Origin of the sequence: Paenibacillus rhizovicinus (assembly GCF_010365285.1) — a bacterium.
In the GTDB taxonomy this organism is placed as follows: Bacteria; Bacillota; Bacilli; order Paenibacillales; family Paenibacillaceae; genus Paenibacillus_Z; species Paenibacillus_Z rhizovicinus.
On the sequence record NZ_CP048286.1, the window covers coordinates 4,999,578 to 5,023,678 of the forward strand.

The window sequence follows — 24,101 nt, forward strand, 5'->3', positions numbered from 1 at the left end:
AACGAGCTCACCTCGGAGCTGTTTTCCTGAAAAGTTGCGCCGACAAGCGTCACGCATTAGGGAAAATCGTAGGGCACACGTTAATGTGCCAAGGTAGAAGCAACCTTTTGCGTTCGTTTCTTACCTTATGAGGTTATGTGCCGTGAGGCGCATGACAAACTGGGTGGTACCACGGAAGCTAAACCTTTCGTCCCTGGACGCAATACGCGTCTGGGACGAAAGGTTTTTTTGTTTTTTTAAGAAGGGAGGACGACTTAATGGTCGCTCAAAACGCAACGTTAAGGTCAAAAGAGGAAATCAAAGAAAAACTGAGAAAACCGGAGGTCATCACGGGCTCAGAAATTTTACTTCGCAGCTTGGTGTTGGAGGACGTCGATTGCGTGTTCGGTTATCCGGGCGGCGCGGTATTGTACATCTACGACGCCATGCATGGCTTCTCGGATTTTCAGCATCTGCTGACCCGTCACGAGCAAGGCGCCATTCATGCGGCAGACGGCTATGCGCGGGCAAGCGGTAAAGTCGGCGTGTGTATCGCGACATCGGGACCTGGGGCGACGAACCTGGTCACGGGCATCGCGACTGCGTATATGGATTCGGTGCCGCTGGTCGTCATCACCGGTAACGTAGCGACGACTTTGATCGGTACGGATGCTTTTCAGGAAGCGGACATTACGGGCATCACGATGCCGATTACGAAACATAGCTATCTCGTAAGAAAAGCGGCTGATCTGCCGCGTATCATCCACGAGGCGTTCCATATTGCGAATACGGGCCGTAAAGGTCCCGTGCTCATCGACATTCCGAAGGATGTTTCCGCAGAATTGACGATGTTCGAGCCGGTGACGGAAGTGAGCATCCGCGGCTACAACCCGACAGTACAGCCGAACAAGCTGCAAGTCGACAAGATGATCAAAGCGATTCAGGAAGCTGAACGTCCGATCGTGCTGGCAGGCGGCGGTGTCGTGTACTCCGGCGGCCATGAAGAACTGCATGAGTTTATCATCAAATCGGGCATTCCGATTACGACGACGCTTCTCGGCCTCGGCGCATTCCCAAGCGGCGAAGATCTCTGGCTCGGCATGCCGGGCATGCACGGCACGTACACGGCGAACACGGCGATCCAGTCGTCGGATTTGCTCATTAATATCGGAGCTCGCTTCGATGACCGCGTAACCGGCAAGCTGAAAGGCTTCGCGCCGCATGCCAAAATCGTTCATATCGACATCGATCCGGCCGAAATAGGCAAAAACGTTCCGACGGATATTCCAATCGTCGGCGACGTGAAGACAGTGCTGCAAATCGCCAACAAAGACGTGAAGTATGCCGCCAAAGCAGACGCTTGGCGCGCGCAGTTGCTCGCATCCAAGCAAGAGAAGCCTTACAAATACACCGACAGCGAAGACGAGCTGAAGCCGCAATGGGTTATCGAAATGCTGTACGAGGAATCCAAAGGCGAAGCAATCGTGACGACGGACGTCGGTCAGCATCAAATGTGGGCCGCGCAGTTCTATAAGTTCAACAAGCCGCGCTCTTGGGTTACGTCCGGCGGCCTCGGCACGATGGGCTTCGGTTTCCCTTCGGCGATCGGCGCGCAAATGGCGAACCCGGATCGCCTGGTTATTTCCATCAACGGCGACGGCGGCATGCAAATGTGCGCGCAAGAGCTGGCGATCTGCGCCATCAACAACATTCCGGTCAAGGTTGTTATTATCAACAACCAGGTACTCGGCATGGTCCGTCAATGGCAGGAGCTGATTTACGATAACCGTTACAGCCATATCGATCTGTCCGGCAGCCCGGATTTCGTGAAATTGGCGGATGCTTACGGCGTAAAAGGCTTCCGTGCTTCGACGAAGGAAGAGGCGCGCGCGGCATGGACGGAAGCGATGAATCATCCAGGTCCGGCCGTCGTGGAATTCGTTGTACGCAAGCATGAGAACGTGTATCCGATGGTTACGCAAGGGTCCACGATCGATCAAATGTTAATGGGGGATGCGGAATGAAAAGACATACGATAGCCGTTCTTGTCAATGACCAGCCCGGCGTCCTCCAGCGTGTATCCGGCTTGTTCGGACGCCGCGGCTTCAATATCGAAAGCATCACCGTCGGGACGAGCGAGGAAGCCGGCTTGTCCCGGATGGTCATCGTTACGACGGGCGACGACAACACGCTGGAACAAGTCATCAAGCAATTGTACAAGCTTATCGACGTTATTAAAGTCATCGATCTCAGCGCGAACCCGATGGTTGCGCGCGAGCTGGCACTGATTAAAGTAAGCGCCGAGCCTGCCGCGCGTCCTGAAATTATGGGCGTCGTCGAAACATTCCGGGCAGCTGTCGTCGATATCGGCACTCATTCGTTGATGGTGCAAGTCGTCGGCGATACGGAGAAAATCGATGCCATGGTCGAGCTCATGAAGCCTTACGGCATTCGCGAGCTGTCCCGCACGGGCGTTACGGCAATGACTCGCGGCAACGCGAAGTAAGAACAGAAACGCAAACCAAGCAAACCAATCAAACCAATGAACGAAACACCGCTTTTGAGCGGGGGTTAGAGCGCGGCAGACGATGTTTGTTGTTGCATCTTGTTCCGGTGCATCTTGTTCCGGTTCCGGGTCCGGGTCCTTTCTCGGACAGGTCCAACCGGTCTTAGGCAGCGTCCCGCCTGTAACACCCGCTCAAAAGGGTTAAATTAAAGGAGGCATTATCTACAATGGCAGTTAAATTGTATTACGAAAAAGATGCAGACCAAGGCGTTCTTCAAGGCAAAACAATCGCGGTCATCGGTTATGGTTCCCAAGGTCACGCCCAAGCGCAAAACCTGCGCGACAGCGGTCTGAAAGTCATTATCGGTCTTCGCGCCGGTAAATCCGCTGAAAAAGCGAAAAACGACGGTTTCGAAGTATTGTCCGTTGGCGAAGCGGTTAAACTGGCTGACGTTGTTCAAATCCTGATGCCGGACGAAACGCAAGCACGCGTGTACAAAGAAGAAATCGAGCCAAACCTGAAACACGGCGCAGCTCTGATGTTCTCCCACGGTTTCAACGTTCATTTCGGCCAAATCAAACCTCGCAAAGACAACGACGTATTGCTCGTTGCTCCTAAATCGCCAGGTCACATGGTTCGCCGTACGTATGTTGAAGGCTTCGGCGTTCCTGGTCTGATCGCGATCGAGCAAGACGCTACTGGCAATGCACAAGCAATCGGCCTTGCATATGCAAAAGGCATCGGCTGCACGCGCGCAGGGGTTATCGAAACTTCGTTCCGCGAAGAAACCGAAACCGATCTGTTCGGCGAGCAAGCCGTACTTTGCGGCGGCGCTACTGCCCTCGTTAAAGCAGGTTTCGAAACGCTGGTTGAAGCAGGCTACGCGCCAGAAATGGCATACTTCGAGTGTCTGCATGAGCTGAAGCTCATCGTTGACCTGATGTATGAAGGCGGCCTGTCCACTATGCGCGACTCCATCTCCAACACGGCTGAATACGGCGACTACGTAACAGGTCCTCGCGTCGTAACAGACGAAACGAAAAAAGCAATGAAAGCCGTTCTTACTGACATTCAACAAGGTAAATTCGCTCGCGACTTCATCTTGGAGAACCAATCCAACAATGCATTCATGACGGCTACTCGCCGCAACGAAGCACAACACCCGATCGAAGTGGTCGGCGGTCAACTTCGCGAATTGATGCACTGGATCAAGAAGTAAGCTTTGCTCGTATAGGATTCGGCCCCTGCGCCCTTCGCGAAAGCGAGCGGCGTCAGGGGCCTTTTCTCGTTCTGGATCGTGGCGGATTCTTGCGCTGGCCGGCTGAGCGCCATGGTATAATAAAGAAAATCCGACAATCGCAGGAATTGTTAATAGAGGAGCCGCTTCGGGATGTTGTTTGTTTGGATCGTGCTATGGCTGGTTTCGGGACTATTATTGATTGCCAACCGGCGGAATCCGGCTGGACGATGGCTGAGCCTGGTCGCATTCTGCGGCGGGATGGGCGCGCTGGCCTCCGTGCTGGAGGGCTGGATCGTCGGCATGCTGGAACGGGGAGACATCTATGCCGCGGGAGAGCAGACGATGCGCGTCATTCAGCGCGGCTGCTCGTGGTGCAGTTATTACGGACTGCCCTACGGTTTTCTGTGCTTTGGGGCATCTTATAACCGGGACTTGCTTCCAGCCGGCATCAACCGCCGGATCTCGGTCGCGGCACTAGCTCTGCCGCTGGGCATGCTTCTGCTGCCGATCGCGGACGACTATCCGGTTCACTATCGGTTGCTGGCGATTTGGGCGTTGCCTTATTTTACGCTCGGAGCCTTGCTGCTTGCAGCCAAACGATTCATTCATCCGGCGGAACGCCGCGCGCATGCGCTGCTGCTGCTCGCCGTGCTTCCGGTCGTGCTGATCGCATTGACGATGAACTATGTGCTGCCGCTATTCGGCTTGTACCGGCTATGGGTGTATAACGTCTGGCCGATCGGCTTTGCGTTCGTTATCTTCCTCTTCTCCCTGTTTAACTTCGGCTTCCTGGGCGTGCAGCTGCTCATCGAGAAACGGCAGCTCGACTATTCGCTGCGCGCCATTACAAGCGGAACCGCCATGCTGAACCACGCGATCAAGAACGACATCGGCAAGATTAAGCTGTTCGCCGACAAGATGACCCGCGAAGCGGGGGAACAAGCGGAGCTCAGAGCGGATTTGAGCGTCGTCAGCACGGCTGCCGTACATATTGAAGCCATGATCCGGAGCGTCCATGAACGGACGCAGGAGCTCCGGCTGCAGACGCAGGAGGTTGCGCTTGCCGGGCTGGTGAAGAGCCAGCTTGCCGCAGTCGCCGCGCAGACGGCGGACAAGGGGATCGCCGTTCGCTCGGAGCTGAATGAAGAAGCGACGGCGATAGCGGATCCCGAACAAACGAAAGAAGCCATACATAACGTCCTGCAAAACGCGATCGACGCGATGGCGGCAGGCGGCGGTGTCTTGACTGTCGCTGTTCTCGCCGGCCGGCATGGCAGCACGATCGAGATCCGCGATACGGGAACGGGAATCGAGAAGGCGCATTTGCGCAAAGTGACGGAGCCATTCTTCACGACCAAGCGCGGCAAGGCCATGAATTTCGGCTTGGGCCTTGCGTATTGCTACCAGCTCATGAGCCGGCAGGGCGGAGAGCTCCGCATTAGCAGCGAGCCGGGATCCGGCACGACCGTGCGGTTTCATTTTCGCAATCTAAGAAAGCGTAAATACCGCCTGATGTAAGCTGTTTCAGAAGGGAAGGAGGCACGCGATGCACAAACGATCCATTGGAATCTTGCTTGTTGAGGACGATCCGGATTGGCGCAGGGGACTGTCGTCGTTTCTGAACGGAGAACCGGACATGCAGGTAGTCGGCGAAACGGACGAACCGGCGGCCGTGCTCCAGTTGGCTGCGGCATGCAGTCCAGACGTCGTCCTGCTCGACATTATGATGGCTGATAACCCGGAAGGATTGAAACTCGCTGGCGAGTTGTCCGCTGCGACGCAAGCCCGGATTATTATGCTCACGTCCATGGAGGACAAAGCATTCGTCGCGGAGGCGTTCAAGGCGGGAGCCGTCAATTACCTCGTTAAATCGGATTTCGCCTCCATTCCGGCAGCCATTCGGCAGGCGGCCGCGGATCAATCCGCAATCGACGCGTTTGCCGCAAGACAGATGCTGGAGGAGTTCCGCAGGCTGAAGAAGCTGGAAAGGGAGTACGAAACCGATAAATTCAAGCGCATGCTGACCCCGTCGGAGGTGCAGCTATTAGCGATGATTCACGATGGCTACAGCCAGACGCAGATTGCCGAGCAGTCGTTCTTATCGCTGCGTACGGTTAAGAATCACGTGGGCAATATACTGCGCAAGATCGGCGGGAAGAGCAGCAAGGAAGCGGCGCAGAAGGCGAAGGACCACGATTTGTTCTGAGATCTGCCCGCGTGTACCGTTCCGGTGGAGGTACCAGAGAAAGTTGGTACTTATAGGGTTTACGGCAGCCCCCTACAATATGAAGTAAGGAGCACATCCTAATACTTCATCCCAAACGGGGGCTTGATGGACATGAACGAATTGTGGAAAAGACATTGGACGACGCTGATCGGCGTATTATTCCTGCTGGCAGCGCTGGCTACGCTGTTCAAGTACACCTTGGACGAAGGGCTGATTACGGTACAGATGAAAATCGGGGCCGGACTGCTGGCAGGCGGCGGCGCCATTGCGGCAGGGCTCAAGCTCTCGCGGCGCGCAGACATGAACCGCAGACGTCTAGGCGAGTTCGCGACAGGTCTTGGCGCTGCTGCCTGGTACATGACAGGGATTTACGCCGGTGTGTATGAAGCGATCTGGGAGCCGCTTACCGTGTTCATCGTCATGTCGGTCATAACCGTCGCGATGACGGCGTTCGCGTACGCATACAATTTCAGGCTTCTTCTCGGGCTTGGCCTGGGTGGCGCGCTGCTTGCTCCGTTCGTCTTGCAACCGGAAGCGGATCACGTATTTCCGCTCTTCCTGTATCTGCTGGTCGTCAATGCCGTATTCTTCGCCATCAGCATCGCGAAGTCGTGGCTCGAACCGAGAATCGGCGCATTTGTCGCCACGTGGATCTTATATGCCGTTTATTATTTGAATTTCTCGCATGCGGACAGCGGCTGGCTGACGAAGCCAATGAGTTATGCCCTGGCGGCGTTCGTGTTCTATGCGCTCGCATTCTTCGTCGCCGCGTGGCGGGAGAAATGCGGCTATGCGGGCTGGAATATGACGGCGAGCTTCGCGAATACGGTCCTCTTCGGCTTGTGGGCGCCTACGCTGCTCGGCGGCGAAGGGCATTCGATGACCGTCCTCTTATTGGCGATCGGCGCGCTGTACATGGCGATGAGCGCCGTGGTCGCTCAAATCGACAAGCAAGGCAAAGTCGCGATCTACTCGCATCTGCTGTTCGGCGCATTCGTATTCCTTATCGGCCTGTCCGAGCTTGGCGGAGGATCGGAATACCGCCCGATCATCGGCGTGTATGTATGGTCGTGCATTGCCTTGATCGCACTGGCAGGCGGCATGAAACTGCGATCGGACCTGTTGAAGCTGATTGCATCGGTCATCTGGTTAATCACGGGCGTTTATTGGTTCGCGGCAACCTGGAATGTCCCGCAGATTAATTGGTTTGACGTCTATGTTCCATTCTTGAACGGCGGAGCGGCTGCCTGGATGCTGCTGGCGGCGATCGGGTTCTACTTTGCGAGAAAAGTCCGGTTCGATGGTATCCGGCCAGAATCCTCCGAGCATGCCGTAATCGGCCACGTGTATGCCCTGCTATCCCATCTGATCGTGGGCGGTCTGCTGACGGTCCAGATCCTGAACGCAAGCGATGCTTATTTCTGGGCGGATGGAACGATGCTGATGCTGTCCGTTACTTGGGGCGTCTATGCCATGCTGCTGTTCTTATGGGGCGCCTACAGCAGGGGAGTCTTGTTCCGTTGGTTCGGATCCTGCGTGCTTGCCGTCGTGGCCGTGAAGACGCTGATGTTCGATTTGTCCGGCGAAGATACGCTCTACAAAATGATCGCATTCCTCATGCTCGGTCTGATCTGCTTCGGAATTACGCTGATCAATCAACGCTGGCGGGATCGCGAACAAGCAAACGCAGGCAATAAGACCGAGGCGGCGGAAGGCATGCTCAACCCTGAACAGGAGGTCGGCATGCACGATTGATTGCGCAACCCGATCACGCCCGCTTGAATTCGTCCTCTTATATGCTGAGCCTATAAAAGTCATAGCTTTCATATCTTTGTCTTTATGGCGTTCTTATGGTACAACTATGGTTAGACTGAGAATCATAATCAAGGACGTTCAAGTCCTGAATAAAGGAGAGGCATTTTCCATGGCAGAAGTGAAAAAAATCGCCGTTATCGCCGGCGACGGCATCGGCCCCGAGGTTGTTGGCGAAGCGCTGAAAGTATTGAAGAGAACGGAAGAACTGTTCGGCTATCAATTCGAAACGGAGCACGGCCTGTTCGGCGGCATCGCGATCGACGAGAAAGGCACGCCGCTTCCGCAAGAAACGCTCGACATCTGCAAGAACGCCGACGCTGTTCTTCTTGGCGCAGTAGGCGGCCCGAAATGGGACAACAACTCCAAAGAGCTTCGTCCTGAAACAGGCCTGCTCGGCATTCGCAAAGCGCTCGGCTTGTTCTCCAACATCCGTCCCGCGAACGTGTTCGACTGCTTGAAAGAAGCGTCCACGCTGAAACCCGAAGTGCTTGACGGCACGGACCTCATCGTCGTGCGCGAGCTTACGGGCGGCATCTACTTCGGCGAGAAATTCCGCCGCGAAGGCGAGCATGGCGAAGAAGCGGTCGACACTTGCGTATACAACGTGAAAGAAGTAGAGCGCATCGCGCGCCAAGGCTTCGAAATCGCGCGCACGCGCCGCAAGAAATTGGCTTCCGTCGATAAAGCGAACGTGCTGGAAACTTCCCGTCTGTGGCGCGAAGTCGTTAACCGGATCGCGGTCGAGTATCCGGATGTTGAATTGGAGCACGTACTTGTCGACAACTGCGCAATGCAGCTGCTGCGCCGTCCTTCCAGCTTCGACGTTATCGTAACCGAGAACATGTTCGGCGACATCATCAGCGATGAAGCAGCCATGCTTACGGGCTCCATCGGCATGCTGTCCTCCGCATCGCTTGGCGAAGGCAGCTTCGGCCTTTACGAGCCGGTACACGGTTCCGCGCCGGATATCGCGGGTCAAGGCATTTCCAACCCGATCGCAACGATTCTCTCCGTAGCGCTGATGTTCCGTCTGACGTTCGGTTATGCCGAAGCGGCGCAATGCATCGAAGACGCGGTGAAGTCCGTTCTGGATGCAGGTCACCGTACGGGCGACATCGCAGTCGATAAGAGCAAAGCGATCGGCACGATTGAAATGGGCGATCTGATCATCGCGGCAATGAAGAAATAAATTAGAATAATTATAAATAAGTAATAATTTCAATATTGACTTCGTTCCAAAGAGTTGGTATTATTCTAAACGTAGTCTACAACTGAGTTTCATTCTCAACACAATACTATACAAACTTTTTAGGAGGTTTTTCCACATGGCAGAACGTTTGGTTGGCCGTCCGGCTCCTGATTTCTCGATGGAGACCGTTATTGGCAATGGACAAGATTTCAGCACGGCAGCTCTTTCCGATTACAAAGGCAAATGGCTCGTCCTTTTCTTCTACCCATTGGATTTCACATTTGTTTGCCCGACAGAAATTACGGCGCTTAGCCAGGCTTCCGAGCAATTCACGAAGTTGAACACCGAAATCCTCGGCGTCAGCGTAGACAGCAAACACAGCCACCGCGCGTGGATCAACACGCCTGTTAACGATAACGGTCTTGGCCAACTGAGCTTCCCGCTCGCAGCCGACATCACGAAGAACGTTGCTCGCGACTACGGCGTTCTGATCGAAGAAGAAGGTATCGCATTGCGCGGCCTGTTCATCATCGATCCGGAAGGCGAAATCAAATACCAAGTCGTTAACCACAACGACGTTGGCCGTTCCGTTGAAGAAACACTCCGCGTACTGCAAGCTCTGCAATCCGGCGGTCTGTGCCCAATCAACTGGAAACCAGGCGACAAACACCTGGTTGCTAAATAAGAACCGTTCCCTGAACGGCAGAAGCCCGGGGTCTTTCATAGACCTCGGGCTTCTTCGCATGCATAAAGAGCGGCCGCGAGGTAACAATCAGCTTATCGGCCTGACGCGCGCAAGCAGGAATTTTGCCATCTAAGGGCGAATAAGTTAAATCATGTTTCAGATGCGCAGGATTGAGGTAATGCAGTTAAGGAGGGAGTCCGGCATGAGCTTTTGCTGCGGTGCCAGCATGATTGGCACGAATGGTACGTTAAAGCATTTTCGTACTCATATTCACAATGTCCCTATTCTGTTCTGTCCGGTTTGCCACCGCGTCGAGATTCATTACTTAATTGAGAACGAATACGAAATTCTGGCGGAATACGCGCATGGCGACGGTGCTTCCGAAGTCGATTTCATTGAATATGTCGAACAGGAAGACAATGTGCTATTCGAGAATTGCGTCAATAACGAGAACGAAGACCCCATGGACGTCGTCAGCAGTCAGATAGACATGGCGCTCGATTTGTTATGCTTCGCGAAGCAAATCAGCGACGAGAGCTGGCAGGGGGAACTGAAGAAGCGGCTTGGCGTGCTGAATCAGCGGCGTAATAAGCTCAGGCAGCGCAAGACCTCAGAAGGATATTGTTAGCGGCAGAAGCCTCCTGAAGAAGGGGGCTTTTTTATTTTGCGGATCATTAGAATTTATTAATGTCTACCCCCTCAAAGCAAACACGATGACCCGAATACTGTAGATGTGAGGTGGAGCTGGTTGTTACTCGTTCTGTTCAAACGAATTTTCGGCGGCAAGCACGATACGTCCGCAGTCACCCCCGAAGCACGAATCACTCCGGAAGAAACGGTGGAGCTGATTCGCAGCGGCGAAGCGTCGAGAAATGCTTTTATTGACGCTTATCAGCCCTATATCGCCAAGGTGACGAGCCGATTTTGCAAGAGATATATCGATCCCGCCAGCTCGGATGAATTCAGTATCGCGCTGGCCGCTTTTGACGAAGCGATCGGACAGTACTCAAGTCAAGCAGGAAAATCGTTCCTCGGCTTTGCCGAAACGGTCATTCGGCGCAGGCTTATTGACTATGTCCGCAAAGAAAGTAGGCATCATGTCACCGTACCTTATAGTGCTTTCGACCAGGATGACGAAGAAGAATCGACCGTTAACGTCATCGAAACGAACGAGGCGTTGAATCGGTATTCGTTGACGCAGGAAACGGAAGCGCGCAGGTTCGAGATCGCGGAGTTTGACGGCAGGCTGAGAGAATTCGGCATCACGTTCGGCGAACTGCCCGACATTTCGCCCAAACACTCCGATTCCAGGCAGCTGCTTATTACGATCAGCCGGCGGTTGGCGAATGATCCGGAGTTATACGATCAATTGGAAACGAAACAGAAGCTTCCGATTAAGGAGCTCTGCGAGATGATTGGCGTTTCCCGCAAAACGATCGAGCGTAACCGGAAATATATTATCGCTTTGACAATCTTACATAATGGAGATTTTCCATATTTGCAGCAATACATCAAGCCCCAAGAACCGCCTCAAAAGGAACTGCCCGCAGTGGAAGGAGTGAGAGCATGAGCCGTGGAATCGTTATGGAAACCGGCAGCAAGCACGTTATCGTATTAATGCCGGACGGTCAATTCCGTAAAGTACGCACCGCTCTCAAGCCCGGAATCGGTGAAGAATTCACCTTCTCGGAGCAAAGACGGATGCAGCGGACGCGCAAGCTGTACAGCTTCAGCGTCGGTGCCGCAGCAATCATGCTCCTTCTGTTCGTGCCTGTCATTGCACAGCATTTCTCGCATCCCTCTTCCGTCGTCGCCTATTTGACCATGGACGTCAATCCCAGCATCGAGCTGGGCATCGATAAGAATGAGCGGGTCGAGGAGCTGCGGCCGATCAATACCGACGGCGAGGATGTCACGAAAGGCTTGAAATTCAAAGGACAGTCGCTGCAAACGGTCACGGAGGCGATCATGGACCGCATCAGCGCCGGTCCTTACTTGAATAGCGGCGAAGGCGATGTCGTGATTACGAGCGTAGCCGTCGGCGCACAAGTGAAGCCGGCAGAGGAAGTCAGCCTGACTTCGCATATGGACGACGCCGTTCGCAAGTCGCTCTCGAAGACGGAGAAGGGACGCCAGCTCGCGATAGAAGTGACGACGGTATCCGCGCCGGAGGGGATTCGCGACGAAGCGAAACGGGCAGGGATTTCTTCCGGTAAAATGGCATTTTACTTGATGGCCAAGGAGCAAGGCTACCGGATTTCCATCAAGGATTTGAAACAAGAATCCATTCATCAAGCGGCGAAGCCGATGGGCGGCGTTGCAGCGGTGATGAAAAATCAAGAAAGCAGCGCTAAAGTCAGCAAGCCAGCAGGCACTGATCCGAATAAAGCGCAAACCGCGGCACCGCAGACCGTGAACCCGCAAACCGTCAAGCCGCAGGCATCGAAGCCGCCGGCCTCGAAGGAAACGGACAACGAGAAGCTGTGGGAGAAGCAGAAGCAGCAGCTTGAGGACTTGTTGAAGAAAGAGCAGGCCAAGCATAATAAATGGAGCGGTTCCAAGAAGGGCTCCGGTAACGGTAAGAATGTTTCCGGCAATGGCAAGAAGAGCTCGGGCAATGACAAGAGCGGCTCCGGTAATGATCGTACGCTCCAACAAGGCGGCGTCATTAATATTAGCGAGCATTCCCCGGGCAATAATACAGGCGGTTCCGGCAGCGGCGGAGCTGTCGGCGGCCAAGGCGGCGGAAGCTCATCCAGTCATGGCAAAGGAAGCTCCAGCAGCCCTGGCAGCGCCGGTATAAATGGTCAAAAGAATGGAAGCGGTGACGATCGCAGCCAAGGAAACAAGAGCGGTAAGGGAGGTGCCGGCAGCCAAGGAAACAACGGCTCGGGCGGCAAAAACGGGTTTGGCGGCGTTCCGTGGTCCAAGCCCAAAGCACCTTCAAAACAGCAATCCCAAACGAATTCCAAATCCTCCGGCACCATAAGCGGCAATAAGGGTTCGGATAACAAAGAAGGCGGCAGGGAAGAGGCGAAAAACGCTTCTGACAGCCGCCATAGCGGCGTTAATCAGGGGAAAGAGAACCAAAGCGCAACCCGGGAAGACAGTTCTCGCGACTCCGGCTTGGACAAGAACGATGATCGGGATAACCGCAACGATAAAGAGAACGATAAAGACAGCGATAACGGGAAAGTTAAAGACAAAGATAAAGACAAAGATAGAGACAATGAAAAAGGTTTGGAAAAAGATACGGGAAAAGGCAGCGATAAAGGGAAAAGCCAGATGCAAGACAGCGGCAAGAACAAAGGAAACAGGTAGGGCAAAGCCCGTATCGGATCACAGAGAAGGCGCTGATTTGGAGGCGCCTTTTTCTTATGGAGGTTACCTGCGGAGCATAAATAGGACGTTTCGCAGCGACAATGGGTAGAATAGTCCCCTGTTGTCGAGTGCTTTCGACAGTTTCTCCTGTTGACATAATTTAGTGGTTTTTTCTATGATTATTGTAAGCGATCTCAACTCGGAATCTGCACGCACATTTTTAAGGGCGGAGGCGAGCTATTACGTGGAAATATTCCAAATTCAGGAGAAATCGGACGCGATCCAGGCACGTCATAGAGGAAGGGAAATCGCCAAAACTATAGGGTTCAGCCTAGTCGATCAAACCGTCATCGCGTATACCATTTCGGAATTGGCGCTCAAGCTCCTTTCCATCTCGGCGAAAGGACATATGACGATTCGCCCGGTCAGCTTGTACAAAGGAGATTCTGCCAGTGGAATCGAAGTCAGACTATTCGATCATTTCAAAGGGCCGAATCGAATTCATTTGCAATGGATGGAGAAAATGACGGATTCGATGGAGCTCAGTCACGATCAGATGCGAGGAACCATGATAACGTTTCATAAATGGGTTCACGCTCCACTGCGCATCGATTCACCGATTTGTGCGGCAGGAGAGGAGTAAATCATGCAGGCAATCCGTATGCGATACTTCCCTGCGCTCGCTGAATATATGCGCAGCGGCAGCGAAGCATCGCTATTCGAGGCTACGGAAATCGGCAAGATGCTTGAGAATATTCATCCGGAGGACATTATCGCCGTTCATGAAGAATCCATGCAGATGCTCGTAGCAAACGTCGATTCCGAGGAAGCACTGCGGCTGTATAGCCGCTCATTTATTTTTTTGATCGATCTTATGGTCGCGTTTCGGTTCCGGATACAACCGGAGCAAAGCTCGGAGCAGCGCTTTAGCGAAATGAGCGAAATGCTGATCCGCTCTCAACGCTCGGTCATGATGGTCAAGAATAAGTATGAAAACGTTCTGCAGCATATGGACAGCGGCATCGCGATTTTTGACGGGGACGGCATGCTGTCCTTCGTTAACGTGCAGATGGCCAAACTGCTCGATATTCCCCGCAAGACGCTAATCGGCTGCAATTTAATCAATATTTTGACGCATAGCAAACTGAGCAAAAGCACGAAACGGATCATTCTGCGCTTATACAAGGAAACGTTCCTGAGGCGAAGCAGGTATCTCGAGTTCGTGGACGCGAACGGCCGCACGCTGCTCGTGACGGTCACCTACGGCGATGAGCTGGAAGGCGATTATTTGTTCAGCGTGAAAGACGTGACGGAGTACAAGCAAATCGAGCAGTCGGCCTATCAGAACGACAAGCTCGCGATGCTCGGCAAAATCGCCGCCTCCATCGCGCATGAAATTCGCAATCCGCTAACCTCGATTCGCGGCTTTATCCAGCTGTTGAGGCCCCATCTCACGCAGCTTGGGAAGGAAGAGTATTCTCGCATTATCTTGACGGAAATCGACCGCGCCAACGATATCATCTATGAATTTCTAAATTCCTCGAAGCCTTCCGCGCCGATGAAGCAGAAGGTGCGCATTAACGGCCTGCTGAAGGAAGTCATTCTTTTGTCCGACAGCGAAGCGCTCATGAAGGGCTGTCAAATTCAGTTCGAAACCTATGATGAGGATATCTCGGTGTCGATCGACGTGAAGCAGGTGAAGCAGGTCGTGTTGAACATCGTCCGCAATGCGATGGATGCCATCGGCGATTTGGAGGACGAGCGGAGCGGCAGGATCGATATTATTACGAGACGCGAAGGCCGCGACGCCGAGATTACGATCAGGGACAACGGCAACGGCATGGATCACGTGACGAAATCCAAGCTGTTCGATCCGTTCTATACGACGAAGGCGGCGGGCACCGGCCTAGGGCTGTCTGTCAGCTATCGTATCGTCCGGAACCATGGCGGGAAGATCCGCGTGGCCAGCAATACCGGCGAAGGCACGGAGTTCAAGATCTATTTGCCATTAGCGGAATAAACGATTAGAATCGGGATAAGACTCGGGTCATCGTTACGGAAAACCGGGGAAAACCCCGGTTTTTTGGCGTTTCGGGGTCCTTTCAGGGAATGGCTTCATAGGTTAGTAAGAAATGGATAAGGACTGGAGGGTGTTCATCCGATGAGCATTCATTTCACATACGGCGCAGGCGCAGACGAGGTCGGAACTGTCGATGTCGTCATTGCTTTCGTAAGCAAGCGGGAACTGAACGGCACTGATTGTGCCAAGGGTTCCAAAGAAGGAACATGGATTCATGGCGTCCTCGACGATGCGATGAGGCAGCATGCGGCTAAAGAGCTGTTCAAGGCCGATCTTAAGGAAACGCTCGTACTGCCGACGCTCGGCTTGTATCCGTCCGCGCACGTCGTCTATGTCGGCATCGCGACGCCAGATAGCTTGACGACGGACGGTTTGCGCGATGCGGCGGCTGCAGCCGCGAAAGCGGCGAAACGGTTGAAGGCGGTCACGGTGAAGCATCTGCTGCCGGCCTGCTTAACGACAGCTGCTGCGGCGACTGCAAGAGCGGCAGCGGCGAATGACGGGAAGGGTCAGCCGGGTTTCACGATCAAGCAAGCTGCGCAAGCGATGACGGAGGGCTATCTGCTCGGTCTGTACACGCGCACGACGGCGAAGAAGATCGACACGCGCAGAAAGTCGCTGATCGCTTCCGTCGCGTTCACGCCGACGGATCAGCTTGCGGAAGACGCCGCGGCAGCCGTCACCGCGGATTGGGAAGCCGGCATCCGGCGCGGCAGCCTCTTCGCGGAAGCGGCGATGTATGCCCGGGACTTGACGAATCTGCCCGCAAATGCGCTCGTTCCTTCGAAGCTTGCGGAGGAAGCACGGCGGCTGGCAGGCAGCTATGGCTTCGAATGCGAGATCATTGACGAGGCTGCCGCAGAAGCACAAGGGATGGGCGGCTTGATCGGCGTCGGCAAAGGCAGCATCAATCCGCCGCGGATGATCGTCATCCAGTATCGGGGCAATCCGGATGATGCGGAGATATGGGGCATCGTCGGCAAAGGCATTACGTTCGATACCGGCGGCATCTCGCTGAAGAAAGGCCCCGGCATGGAAGAAATGATATCGGATATGGGCGGCGCGGCGGCGGTGCTTGGCCTGGTGCGCATCTTCGGCGAGACCAAACCGAAACGCAACGCGGTCTTCGTCATCCCAACGGCGGAGAACATGCCGTCCGACCGCGCATTCAAGCCCGGCGACGTACTGACGATGATGAACGGCACGACAGTCGAAATCGTCAATACGGACGCGGAAGGCCGGCTTGTGCTGGCCGACGGCCTCACGACGGCGATTCGCGGCGGAGCAACGAAGCTCATCGACATAGCGACGTTGACGGGGGCCGTCCTCGTCCTGCTCGGCGATGTGGCGACAGGCGCGGTAACGAACGACGAATCGCTGCAGCAGCAGGTCATTGCGGCTTCGAAGCAAGCGGGCGAGCGGATTTGGCCGCTGCCGCCGTATCCGGAATTCCGCCGGCAGCTGGACAGCGAGGCGGCGGATATGAAGAACGGCGGCAGCCGCTACGGCGCAGCCAGCATCGGCGGCTTGTTCATCGGCGCTTTCGCGGAAGAGAAGCCTTGGGTGCACTTGGATATCGCGGGCACGGCTTGGCTGGAGCGGGACCGGTCATGGGAGGTAAAAGGCGGAACCGGCGTCATGGTCCGGACGCTTGGCGAGTTATTGGCTGACGACAAGGCTTAAAGGCGTACATCTAGAGATTCACATGGGGAGCTGTGACGAAGGTCATGTCATTTTGGAATCACGTCATATCGGTATTTCGCCGTAAAAACTTGTCCGACCAGCGCAGGGGGCTGCTCACTTCCATCACGGAAGGCATTCCCGCCAATATAATCGGCAACTTGCTGGGCGGGCCGATCTTAACCATTTATGTTATTTTTCTCGGGGGGACGGCGTCGGATGTCGGACTTGTGGTCGCGATTCCGGCGCTTGCCAACCTCGTGCAGCTCGTTGCCGCCTTCTATATTCAGCGCTTCACGAACAGGCGGCTGCTGCTGGCTGTATTCGCCATCACGCATCGAACGCTTTGGGTCGCGACGGGGCTTATTCCGTTCTTGGTGACGGCTTCGCTTCGGGTGGACGTATTTATCGGCATGTTCTTAATGTCCTTCGTTTGCGCATCGACCAGCTCGGTATTCTGGACGTCCATCATTGCGGATATGGTGCCCGCCCAGGTCAGGGGACGATATTTCGGCATTCGCAATACGATCCACTGGGCCGTGGCGAGTATTTCGCTGTTGATCGGCGGTCAAATTCTCCAGCAGCTGGACGAGCGGACGGCTTTTGTCATCCTGTATGCTGTAAGCGCTCTATGTACCGTTTGGAACGCTGTCGAGCTATTACGCTATCCGAATTTGCCGTTCGAACGATCGGCTGCTTCAAGCTCGGCGGCACTGTTCGGGAAACCGCTTAAAGATAAGAGTTATATGAAGGCGACGTTGTTCATTGCGGGATTCATTCTGCTGCAAAATATCGCCATCCCGCTTTTCTCGTACGTCATGTTGGAAACGCTGCATTTAAGCAAGCAGTGGATTACCATCATTACGACGGTGCAAATGGTCGTGACGATGTTCAGCTATTATTATTGGGGCAACATGAACGCGAGGTATGCGACGCGGACGCTGCTGCTGTGGGCGCTGCCGATCATCGCGGTTTCCTGCGTATTATGGGCGGGCATTGCGTTTTTGCCGGTCATTCTCGTCCTTATGCTCGTTAATATTACGCTCGGCATCGGACTCGGCGGCTATAATTTGCTCATCTTCAACTTTATTATCGGGGACACGCCGAAGTCTGACCGTCCTATGTACGTCGCCGTCTTCTCCGCGCTGACCGGCGCGACGGGCTTTATCGGCCCGCTGCTGGGCGGATGGATTTACAAGCAGATCGAGCATGGCGCGTACTGGCTGCAGAGCTACGGCATCTCCATGTTCATCGGCATCGGCTTGCTCGCATTGACGGCGGCAGTCGGACCGTTCGTGCTCAAGGCAGCGCCGGAAGAGAGACATTCGTTTCGGGGAGAAGAAGCGTAATCAAGCTTTTGGAGGGGCGCACTTCATGGTGCGTCTTTTTTGATGATGGCATGGCGATAGACTGGATGTAGGGAATCGAAATGCCCCTTCCTGCTGCAAGAGGTGAAATCCGTTGGAAGATTAGCTAAAATAAGAGGTAAATCCTACGCGAGCAGCAGTGCAAAAACGGAAAGAAGGTACATATAGAAATGGAACGTCAGCAGGAAACATACATGATCGGCATCGATATCGGAACAACCAGCACGAAATCGGTGCTGTTCCGCGAAAATGGGGAAGTCGTCACGATGGCACACGAGGGTTATCCGCTCTACACGCCGACGCCGTCCATTGCGGAGCAAGACCCGGAGCATATTTTCTCGGCGGTCGTCTCGACGGTGAAGCAAGTGATGGCGACGGCGAGAATCGAAGCGGGCGCGGTACTGCTCGCTTCGTTCAGCTCGGCGATGCACAGCGTCATTCCGATCGACGGAGCGGGCAATCCGCTCATGAATTGCCTGACCTGGGCGGACAATCGCAGCGCGGGCTGGTCGGCCAGACTGAAGGACGAAATGAACGGGCATGCGCTCTACCGGCGGACGGGCACGCCGATTCATCCGATGTCGCCGATTACGAAGCTGTTATGGCTGCGACACGACATGCCGGAAATCTTCAATGCGGCGTGGAAATTCATCTCGATCAAGGAGTACGTGTTCGGCAAGCTGTTCGGTGAATACGTGATCGACCATTCCATCGCTTCCGCCACGGGGATGCTTAACCTCGAGAAGCTGGATTGGGACGCGGAGGCGCTGGACGTCGCGGGCATTGGGCCGGATCGGTTGTCGACGCTCGTGCCGACGACGCATGTCATGCGCGGCATGAAGCCGGAATACGCGGCCGTCATGGGCTTGCTGCCGGAGACGCCGTTCGTCGTTGGCGCGAGTGACGGCGTGCTGTCCAACCTCGGCGTGAATGCGATCGAGCCGGGCGTCGTCGCGGTAACGATCGGCACGAGCGGAGCGGTTCGCGCGGTCGTGGACAAGCCCGTGACGGATCCGAAGGGGCGTTATTTCTGTTACGCGCTGACGGCGGACAAGTGGGTGATCGGCGGGGCGGTCAATAACGGCGGCGTCATCTTCCGCTGGTTGAAGGATGAGCTTGGCGCTTCCGAGATCGAGACGGCCAAGCGTCTCGGCAAGGATCCGTACGATCTGCTGACGCAAATCATGGAGCGGGTGCGTCCCGGCTCGGACGGACTGCTGTTCCATCCGTATTTGACGGGGGAGCGGGCGCCGCTGTGGAATGCCGACGCGCGCGGCTCCTTCTTCGGGCTGACGCTGCACCACGGCAAGGAACATATGATGCGCGCCGTGCTGGAAGGCATCAATTATAATCTGTACGCGGTGCTGAAGGCGCTCGAGGAGACGACGGGCAAGCCGAAGCGCATCCATGCGACCGGCGGCTTCGCGCGTTCGGAGCTGTGGCGCCAAATGATGGCCGATATTTTCGATCAAGAAGTCGTCATTCCGGAGAGCTTCGAGAGCTCGTGCCTGGGCGCCGTCGTTCTGGGTCTGATCGCGATCGGACGGGCGGATTCGTTCGATATGATTTCCCGTATGGTCGGAGCTACCCATGCGCACCGGCCAAACGAAAAAGCAGCAGCTCTGTATCAGAGGCTGCTGCCGATTTACTTGCGGATTGCCGATAAGCTGGAAGACGAGTACGCGAGCATCGCGGAATTCCAGCGGAGCCTTTTCAATTAAGGCATGGATTAGGATTTCATCAATAGGGCGGGCTGCTAGCGTGTGCCGATATCGTGGTTGATCGCGATCATGCCGATGACCTGCGGCTTATCCGCGCTGCCCGCGAACCAAATCTCTCCGTTGCCGACCATGACGCCTTGATAGTTGATGAACAATTGATCGAACGATTGGCTGGCAATGGCATTCCGGACTTGTTTCGTCATGATGGCATCGTATTGTTTGACGAATTCGCCCCTTGTCTGAATCAACTCGGTCCCGGACGCTCCGTTCACGCGCAGCGGGTACAGGATATGATTCGCGACTTCGGCCTTGTCGCCGCGGGCGATCGCCGCTTTCACTGCGCCAAAGACCTCTTGAAATTTTTTCGGATCGTCGATGCCCGCCGTCAGAAACGGATTCTCGCCCGCGCTTAACTTGTCGGAGATGAGCAAGCCTGTCTTCACGGCCTTGTCTCCGGAATCGGCGGCGCTGTTATTGTCGGATGCGCTTCCGCAGCCAGCGCTCGCAAGCAAGGTTAGCGCTATGAGAACGGCCGATAGCAGCCGTGAACGTAAACGAACAGGGGCGAATCGCCCGGATGACGGTTCTTTCATTTGCATACACCCTTTCTTCTAACTCTAGCCTTTCACATTATGGACGAAGCGATACCTCGTAATGTTTCGCGGGCTCTTTATGAAAATAGTGGGTGCGCGACCAGGCAGGGGATCGGGATTCGATGGTGAAGTAGTAAGAACCATCCTGTTCCGGGCACGAACGGACGGACGGAAATTCCGCCTATGCAAAGGGAAGTGTAGCTTGTGAGCATGCAGCAGCCGGCCTTCGGAAAGACCGATATTGCCTCCTGGTTTGGGACTTATTCGAATCGTTTGCATGATGATCCCTATCCGTTTTACGATTATTTGCTTGAACAAGAGCCCGTTCATTACATTGAAGAACGCTGGTTCTGGATCGTTTCGCGTTATGAGGACGTCAACCGGATCTTGAAGGATCCCGTATTCGTCCGCGAATACCGGAACGCCATGCCCGAAGGCACGGAAATTCCGGAACCTCCGCCGGAATGGAAGCCCGTCAACGAGCTGTTGAATAATTGGATGCTGCTTCGCGACGCGCCCGCCCATACGCGATTGCGCTCGTTGGTCAGCCATGCGTTCACCCCGAGAACGATGCAGCGGCTGAAAACGGGCATTCAAGAGATTGCGGACTATCTTGCGGACCGCATGGAGGAAGAGGGGCGGCCTGACCTGATCGCCTCGTTCGCGTTTACGCTGCCGGTGATTGTCATTGCCGAGCTGCTCGGCGTGCCTCCCGAAGACCGCGAGCTGTTCAAAGATTGGTCGCATGTGTTCGCCAAGGTGCTCGAAGGCTCCGACCAGACGCCGCAATTCGCGGAGCAGACCATGAAGGCGACAAGCGAGATTACCGAGTATTTCCGCCTGTTGATCGCGGAACGCCGAGCCGCTCCGCGCGAGGATATGATCAGCGATCTGCTTGCGGCGCAAGAGAAATCCGATGCGCTGACCGAACAGGAAATGATCGCGACCTGCGTATTGCTGCTCGTTGCCGGCCATGAAACGACCGTGAACCTGATCGGCAACGCCGTTCGTTTGCTGCTTACCCAGCCCGACCAGCATGCGCTGCTGTTGGAACGCCCCGAATTAATCGCCTCCGCAATCGAAGAAGTGCTGCGGTACGAGGGTCCGGTGCAGACGACATCCCGCATCGCGTCCGCCGACTGCGAAATCGGCGGCAAGACGATTCCCCGGGGGCAGAGCGTCATCGTGATGCTTGGAGCAGCGAACCGCGATCCCGCCCAGTTCAATGACCCGAACCGGTTCGATATCGCTCGTCAGCCGAACCGTCATCTTGCGTTCGCGACCGGCGCTCATTTCTGTCTCGGCGCGCCGCTCGCGCGCTTGGAAGGCGAGATCGCCATCCGAACGCTGTTGAACCGGTTTCCGCATATGCGCCTTGCGGAGGACAGAGCTGATTGGCGCCCGAATATATTGTTCCGCGGGCTTCAGACGCTGCCCGTTATCGTCTAGGAGATAGAAGCATGGAAAGAAGCAACGGCAAAAACACGCCGGTCGAGCTCGACCGGCGTGTTTTTGCGTTATACGTTTCGAAGAACCTGCCTTAAGAGCGGTCGAGAATCGTCCGATAGGTCGACGCATCGCAGCTTGCCACGAGCTTCACGAGCAATTCCTTAGCCGCGTCGTAATCGTCGGTATGGAGCACGGAAGCGGACGTGTGGATGTAACGCGCGCATACTCCGATCACCGTCGACGGAATGCCGCTGCCCTGCGTATGGACGGCACCGGCGTCGGTACCGCCGGGCGATACGAAGTATTGATACGGAATCCCGTGGGTGGACGCCGTGTCCAGCACGTATTCGACCATGCCGCGATGTGTCAGCATCGTCGGGTCGTAGATGCGCAGCAGCGCCCCTTGCCCGAGCTGGCCGAAAGCGGACTTGTCGCCGTTCATGTCGTTGGCGGCGCTGGCGTCCATGGCGAAGAAGAGGTCCGGCTTGATCATGTTGGACGAGGTTCGCGCGCCGCGCAAACCGAGCTCCTCCTGCACCGTCGCGCCGGAGTAGAGCACGTTCGGCAGCTGCTTGCCCTGCAGTTCCTTCAACAGCTCGATGGCAAGCCCGACGCCGTAGCGGTTGTCCCAGGCTTTGGCCATGATTTTCTTCGGATTGGCCAGCGGCGTGAACGGACAGTACGGCACGGCCTGTTGGCCGATACGGACGCCGATCTCCAGCGCATGCGCTTTGCTGTCTGCGCCGATGTCGATATACATCCCCTTCACGTCGAGCGGCTTGCCGCGGGCCGCCTCATCGAGCAGATGAACGGGCGTCGTGCCGATGATGCCGACGAGCGGCCCGTTGTCCGTCATCACTTGAATGCGCTGCGCCGGCAGCACTTGGCTGAACCAGCCGCCCAGCGTCTGGAAGCGAAGCATTCCGTTCTCGGTAATGCCGGTGATCAAGAAGCCTACCTCGTCCAGATGGCCCGCCGCCATGATGACAGGCCCTTTCTCGTCACCGCGCAGCACGCCGAAGATACTTCCCAGCCGGTCCTGCACGATCTCGTTCGTATATTTCTCCAATTCACCGCGGACAAAACCGCGCAGCTCCCGCTCGAAGCCGGATGCTGCTTGGAAGTCCGTCAACGTTCGGAACAGCTCCATCGTTTCTTGATTCATTTTGGATTCCTCGCAATCGTTTGGAAATTCGTTCGGGCCTTTCAGCTCACCTTATTTTACCGTCTTTCGGCACCGGGGTAAATCCGCGCCGCACTTGTATGCCGTCAACGGCTGTTTCATGCAACATTTATTGGAAAAAGCGCGTACTACAAGCTAAAGGAGGCGATGGAATGCTGCTTAGCGCGATTCGCAAGCTGCCGGGATTGCCCTTGCTTGTCGGGCTGCCGGTCGCGATCGACGGCTTATCCGTTCTCGTCGGAATTCTTATGAACGGCTTTCACGGCAGTTCGCATCTGACCTTCAAGTTTGCGCTGCAGATGGGCATGCCCTCCATCAGCGCCGTGGCGGAGCAGCGGTTTATGGCGGGTACCGTGCAATTGAACGCCGGCGGGGGCATTCATGCAGGAAGCGTGGCATCGGTGCTTCTCGTCCTGCTCGGATTCCTGCTCATTCAAGCTTTCTTCCAAGGCGGGTATATCGGTCTGCTTCGCGAAGCGGTCCATGAGCGGCCGATCTCCCTGGGCGTATTCGGCAAGTACGGCCGGCGCTTCTTCGGCCGAATGCTGCTGCTGAACCTGCTTGTGCTCGGGCTGATGCTGATCGGAGGCAGTCTGGCGTTCGTCGTCCTGCATGGCGCGGGCGCGGTTATCAGCTTGGTGGCTTTTCTCATTCTCCGCGTGTGGTTCGTGTATCTGGAATTTACGCTCGTCGCCGAGAACTGCACCATCGTTCAAGCATTCCCCCGCGCGCTTCGGGCTTTCCGCAATCGTACCGGCGCGACGGCGAGCCTCATCGTTAAAGCCGTTCTGCTGAATGTGCTGTTCGGACTATTGATCAATGCGGTGTGGGTATCGTTAATCTTCTTCCTGCTTCTTTTCTTATATGACTATATCTTCGCGGGCATGCAGCTTGCCTTCATGGAAGAATACGAGCGGATCCGCTGATTCGCGCGAGGCGGAGGAAGGTTCGCTTCATCGACAGCGGGATAACAGAGAAAGAGCTCCGTCCCGATCGGGACGGAGCTCTTTGCTGTTCTGGACTGCACTGAACCGAGTGCGCTGAACGGTTCTAAACGGTTCTGCG

General features: G+C 55.4%; 20 protein-coding genes. 18 read left to right on the forward strand and 2 right to left on the reverse strand.

What is annotated here, in order from left to right; all coding sequences use genetic code 11:
* Nucleotides 1–257: 257 nt before the first annotated feature.
* The 16 genes from ilvB (at nt 258) to gntK (ending at nt 19,811) form a co-directional block, all read left to right on the forward strand.
* Nucleotides 258–2,003 (forward strand): biosynthetic-type acetolactate synthase large subunit, encoded by a 1,746-nt coding sequence (gene ilvB, locus GZH47_RS22510; protein WP_162643271.1) that lies wholly within the window; start codon nt 258–260, stop codon nt 2,001–2,003.
* Nucleotides 2,000–2,485 (forward strand): acetolactate synthase small subunit, encoded by a 486-nt coding sequence (gene ilvN, locus GZH47_RS22515; RefSeq protein WP_162643272.1) that lies wholly within the window; start codon nt 2,000–2,002, stop codon nt 2,483–2,485. The genes ilvB and ilvN overlap by 4 nt, the downstream gene beginning before the upstream one ends.
* 227 nt (nt 2,486–2,712) lie before the next feature.
* Nucleotides 2,713–3,705: a ketol-acid reductoisomerase gene (gene ilvC / locus GZH47_RS22520; protein WP_162643273.1), complete on the forward strand. Its 993-nt coding sequence runs from the start codon at nt 2,713–2,715 to the stop codon at nt 3,703–3,705.
* Nucleotides 3,706–3,876: 171 nt separating this feature from the next.
* A complete protein-coding gene (locus GZH47_RS22525; RefSeq protein WP_162643274.1) occupies nt 3,877–5,244 on the forward strand; it encodes a sensor histidine kinase in 1,368 nt (455 codons plus the stop codon).
* Between the two features lie 28 nt (nt 5,245–5,272).
* Nucleotides 5,273–5,932 (forward strand): response regulator transcription factor, encoded by a 660-nt coding sequence (locus tag GZH47_RS22530; RefSeq protein WP_162643275.1) that lies wholly within the window; start codon nt 5,273–5,275, stop codon nt 5,930–5,932.
* A gap of 132 nt (nt 5,933–6,064) precedes the next feature.
* Nucleotides 6,065–7,708: a DUF2339 domain-containing protein gene (locus GZH47_RS22535; protein ID WP_162643277.1), complete on the forward strand. Its 1,644-nt coding sequence runs from the start codon at nt 6,065–6,067 to the stop codon at nt 7,706–7,708.
* Nucleotides 7,709–7,877: 169 nt separating this feature from the next.
* On the forward strand, nt 7,878–8,957 hold the full coding sequence (gene leuB, locus GZH47_RS22540) for a 3-isopropylmalate dehydrogenase (RefSeq protein WP_162643278.1): 1,080 nt from the start codon (nt 7,878–7,880) through the stop codon (nt 8,955–8,957).
* A gap of 136 nt (nt 8,958–9,093) precedes the next feature.
* Nucleotides 9,094–9,642 (forward strand): peroxiredoxin, encoded by a 549-nt coding sequence (locus GZH47_RS22545; protein WP_162643279.1) that lies wholly within the window; start codon nt 9,094–9,096, stop codon nt 9,640–9,642.
* Between the two features lie 202 nt (nt 9,643–9,844).
* Complete coding sequence (locus GZH47_RS22550; protein ID WP_162643280.1) at nt 9,845–10,270, forward strand: hypothetical protein; 426 nt, start codon at nt 9,845–9,847, stop codon at nt 10,268–10,270.
* 120 nt (nt 10,271–10,390) lie between these two features.
* Nucleotides 10,391–11,212 (forward strand): RNA polymerase sigma factor SigI, encoded by an 822-nt coding sequence (sigI, locus tag GZH47_RS22555; RefSeq protein ID WP_162643281.1) that lies wholly within the window; start codon nt 10,391–10,393, stop codon nt 11,210–11,212.
* Nucleotides 11,209–12,963, forward strand: coding sequence for an anti-sigma factor domain-containing protein (locus tag GZH47_RS22560; RefSeq protein ID WP_162643282.1), 1,755 nt, complete (start codon nt 11,209–11,211; stop codon nt 12,961–12,963). The genes sigI and GZH47_RS22560 overlap by 4 nt, the downstream gene beginning before the upstream one ends.
* Before the next feature lie 244 nt (nt 12,964–13,207).
* On the forward strand, nt 13,208–13,606 hold the full coding sequence (locus GZH47_RS22565; RefSeq protein ID WP_162643283.1) for an ATP-binding protein: 399 nt from the start codon (nt 13,208–13,210) through the stop codon (nt 13,604–13,606).
* A gap of 3 nt (nt 13,607–13,609) precedes the next feature.
* Nucleotides 13,610–14,983, forward strand: a complete 1,374-nt coding sequence (locus GZH47_RS22570) for an ATP-binding protein (RefSeq protein WP_162643284.1) — start codon at nt 13,610–13,612, stop codon at nt 14,981–14,983.
* Between the two features lie 141 nt (nt 14,984–15,124).
* Nucleotides 15,125–16,726, forward strand: a complete 1,602-nt coding sequence (locus tag GZH47_RS22575; RefSeq protein WP_162643285.1) for a leucyl aminopeptidase — start codon at nt 15,125–15,127, stop codon at nt 16,724–16,726.
* A gap of 44 nt (nt 16,727–16,770) precedes the next feature.
* Nucleotides 16,771–18,072 carry an MFS transporter gene (locus GZH47_RS22580; RefSeq protein WP_162643287.1) on the forward strand — a complete coding sequence of 434 codons (1,302 nt, stop codon included), beginning with the start codon at nt 16,771–16,773 and terminating at the stop codon, nt 18,070–18,072.
* A gap of 188 nt (nt 18,073–18,260) precedes the next feature.
* Nucleotides 18,261–19,811, forward strand: coding sequence for a gluconokinase (gene gntK, locus GZH47_RS22585; RefSeq protein ID WP_162643288.1), 1,551 nt, complete (start codon nt 18,261–18,263; stop codon nt 19,809–19,811).
* Between the two features lie 35 nt (nt 19,812–19,846).
* Here the strand turns inward: gntK and GZH47_RS22590 are convergent, their stop codons facing one another.
* Nucleotides 19,847–20,404: a hypothetical protein gene (locus GZH47_RS22590; RefSeq protein ID WP_162643289.1), complete on the reverse strand. Its 558-nt coding sequence runs from the start codon at nt 20,402–20,404 to the stop codon at nt 19,847–19,849.
* Between the two features lie 210 nt (nt 20,405–20,614).
* On the opposite strand from GZH47_RS22590, the gene GZH47_RS22595 reads away from it, so the two are divergent.
* Nucleotides 20,615–21,853, forward strand: coding sequence for a cytochrome P450 (locus tag GZH47_RS22595; protein ID WP_162645377.1), 1,239 nt, complete (start codon nt 20,615–20,617; stop codon nt 21,851–21,853).
* 91 nt (nt 21,854–21,944) lie between these two features.
* Here the strand turns inward: GZH47_RS22595 and GZH47_RS22600 are convergent, their stop codons facing one another.
* Nucleotides 21,945–23,018 (reverse strand): M42 family metallopeptidase, encoded by a 1,074-nt coding sequence (locus tag GZH47_RS22600; RefSeq protein WP_162643290.1) that lies wholly within the window; start codon nt 23,016–23,018, stop codon nt 21,945–21,947.
* 170 nt (nt 23,019–23,188) lie between these two features.
* Between GZH47_RS22600 and GZH47_RS22605 the strand changes: the two genes are divergently transcribed.
* Nucleotides 23,189–23,962, forward strand: coding sequence for a hypothetical protein (locus tag GZH47_RS22605; protein WP_162643291.1), 774 nt, complete (start codon nt 23,189–23,191; stop codon nt 23,960–23,962).
* The last annotated feature ends 139 nt before the right edge of the window (nt 23,963–24,101 follow it).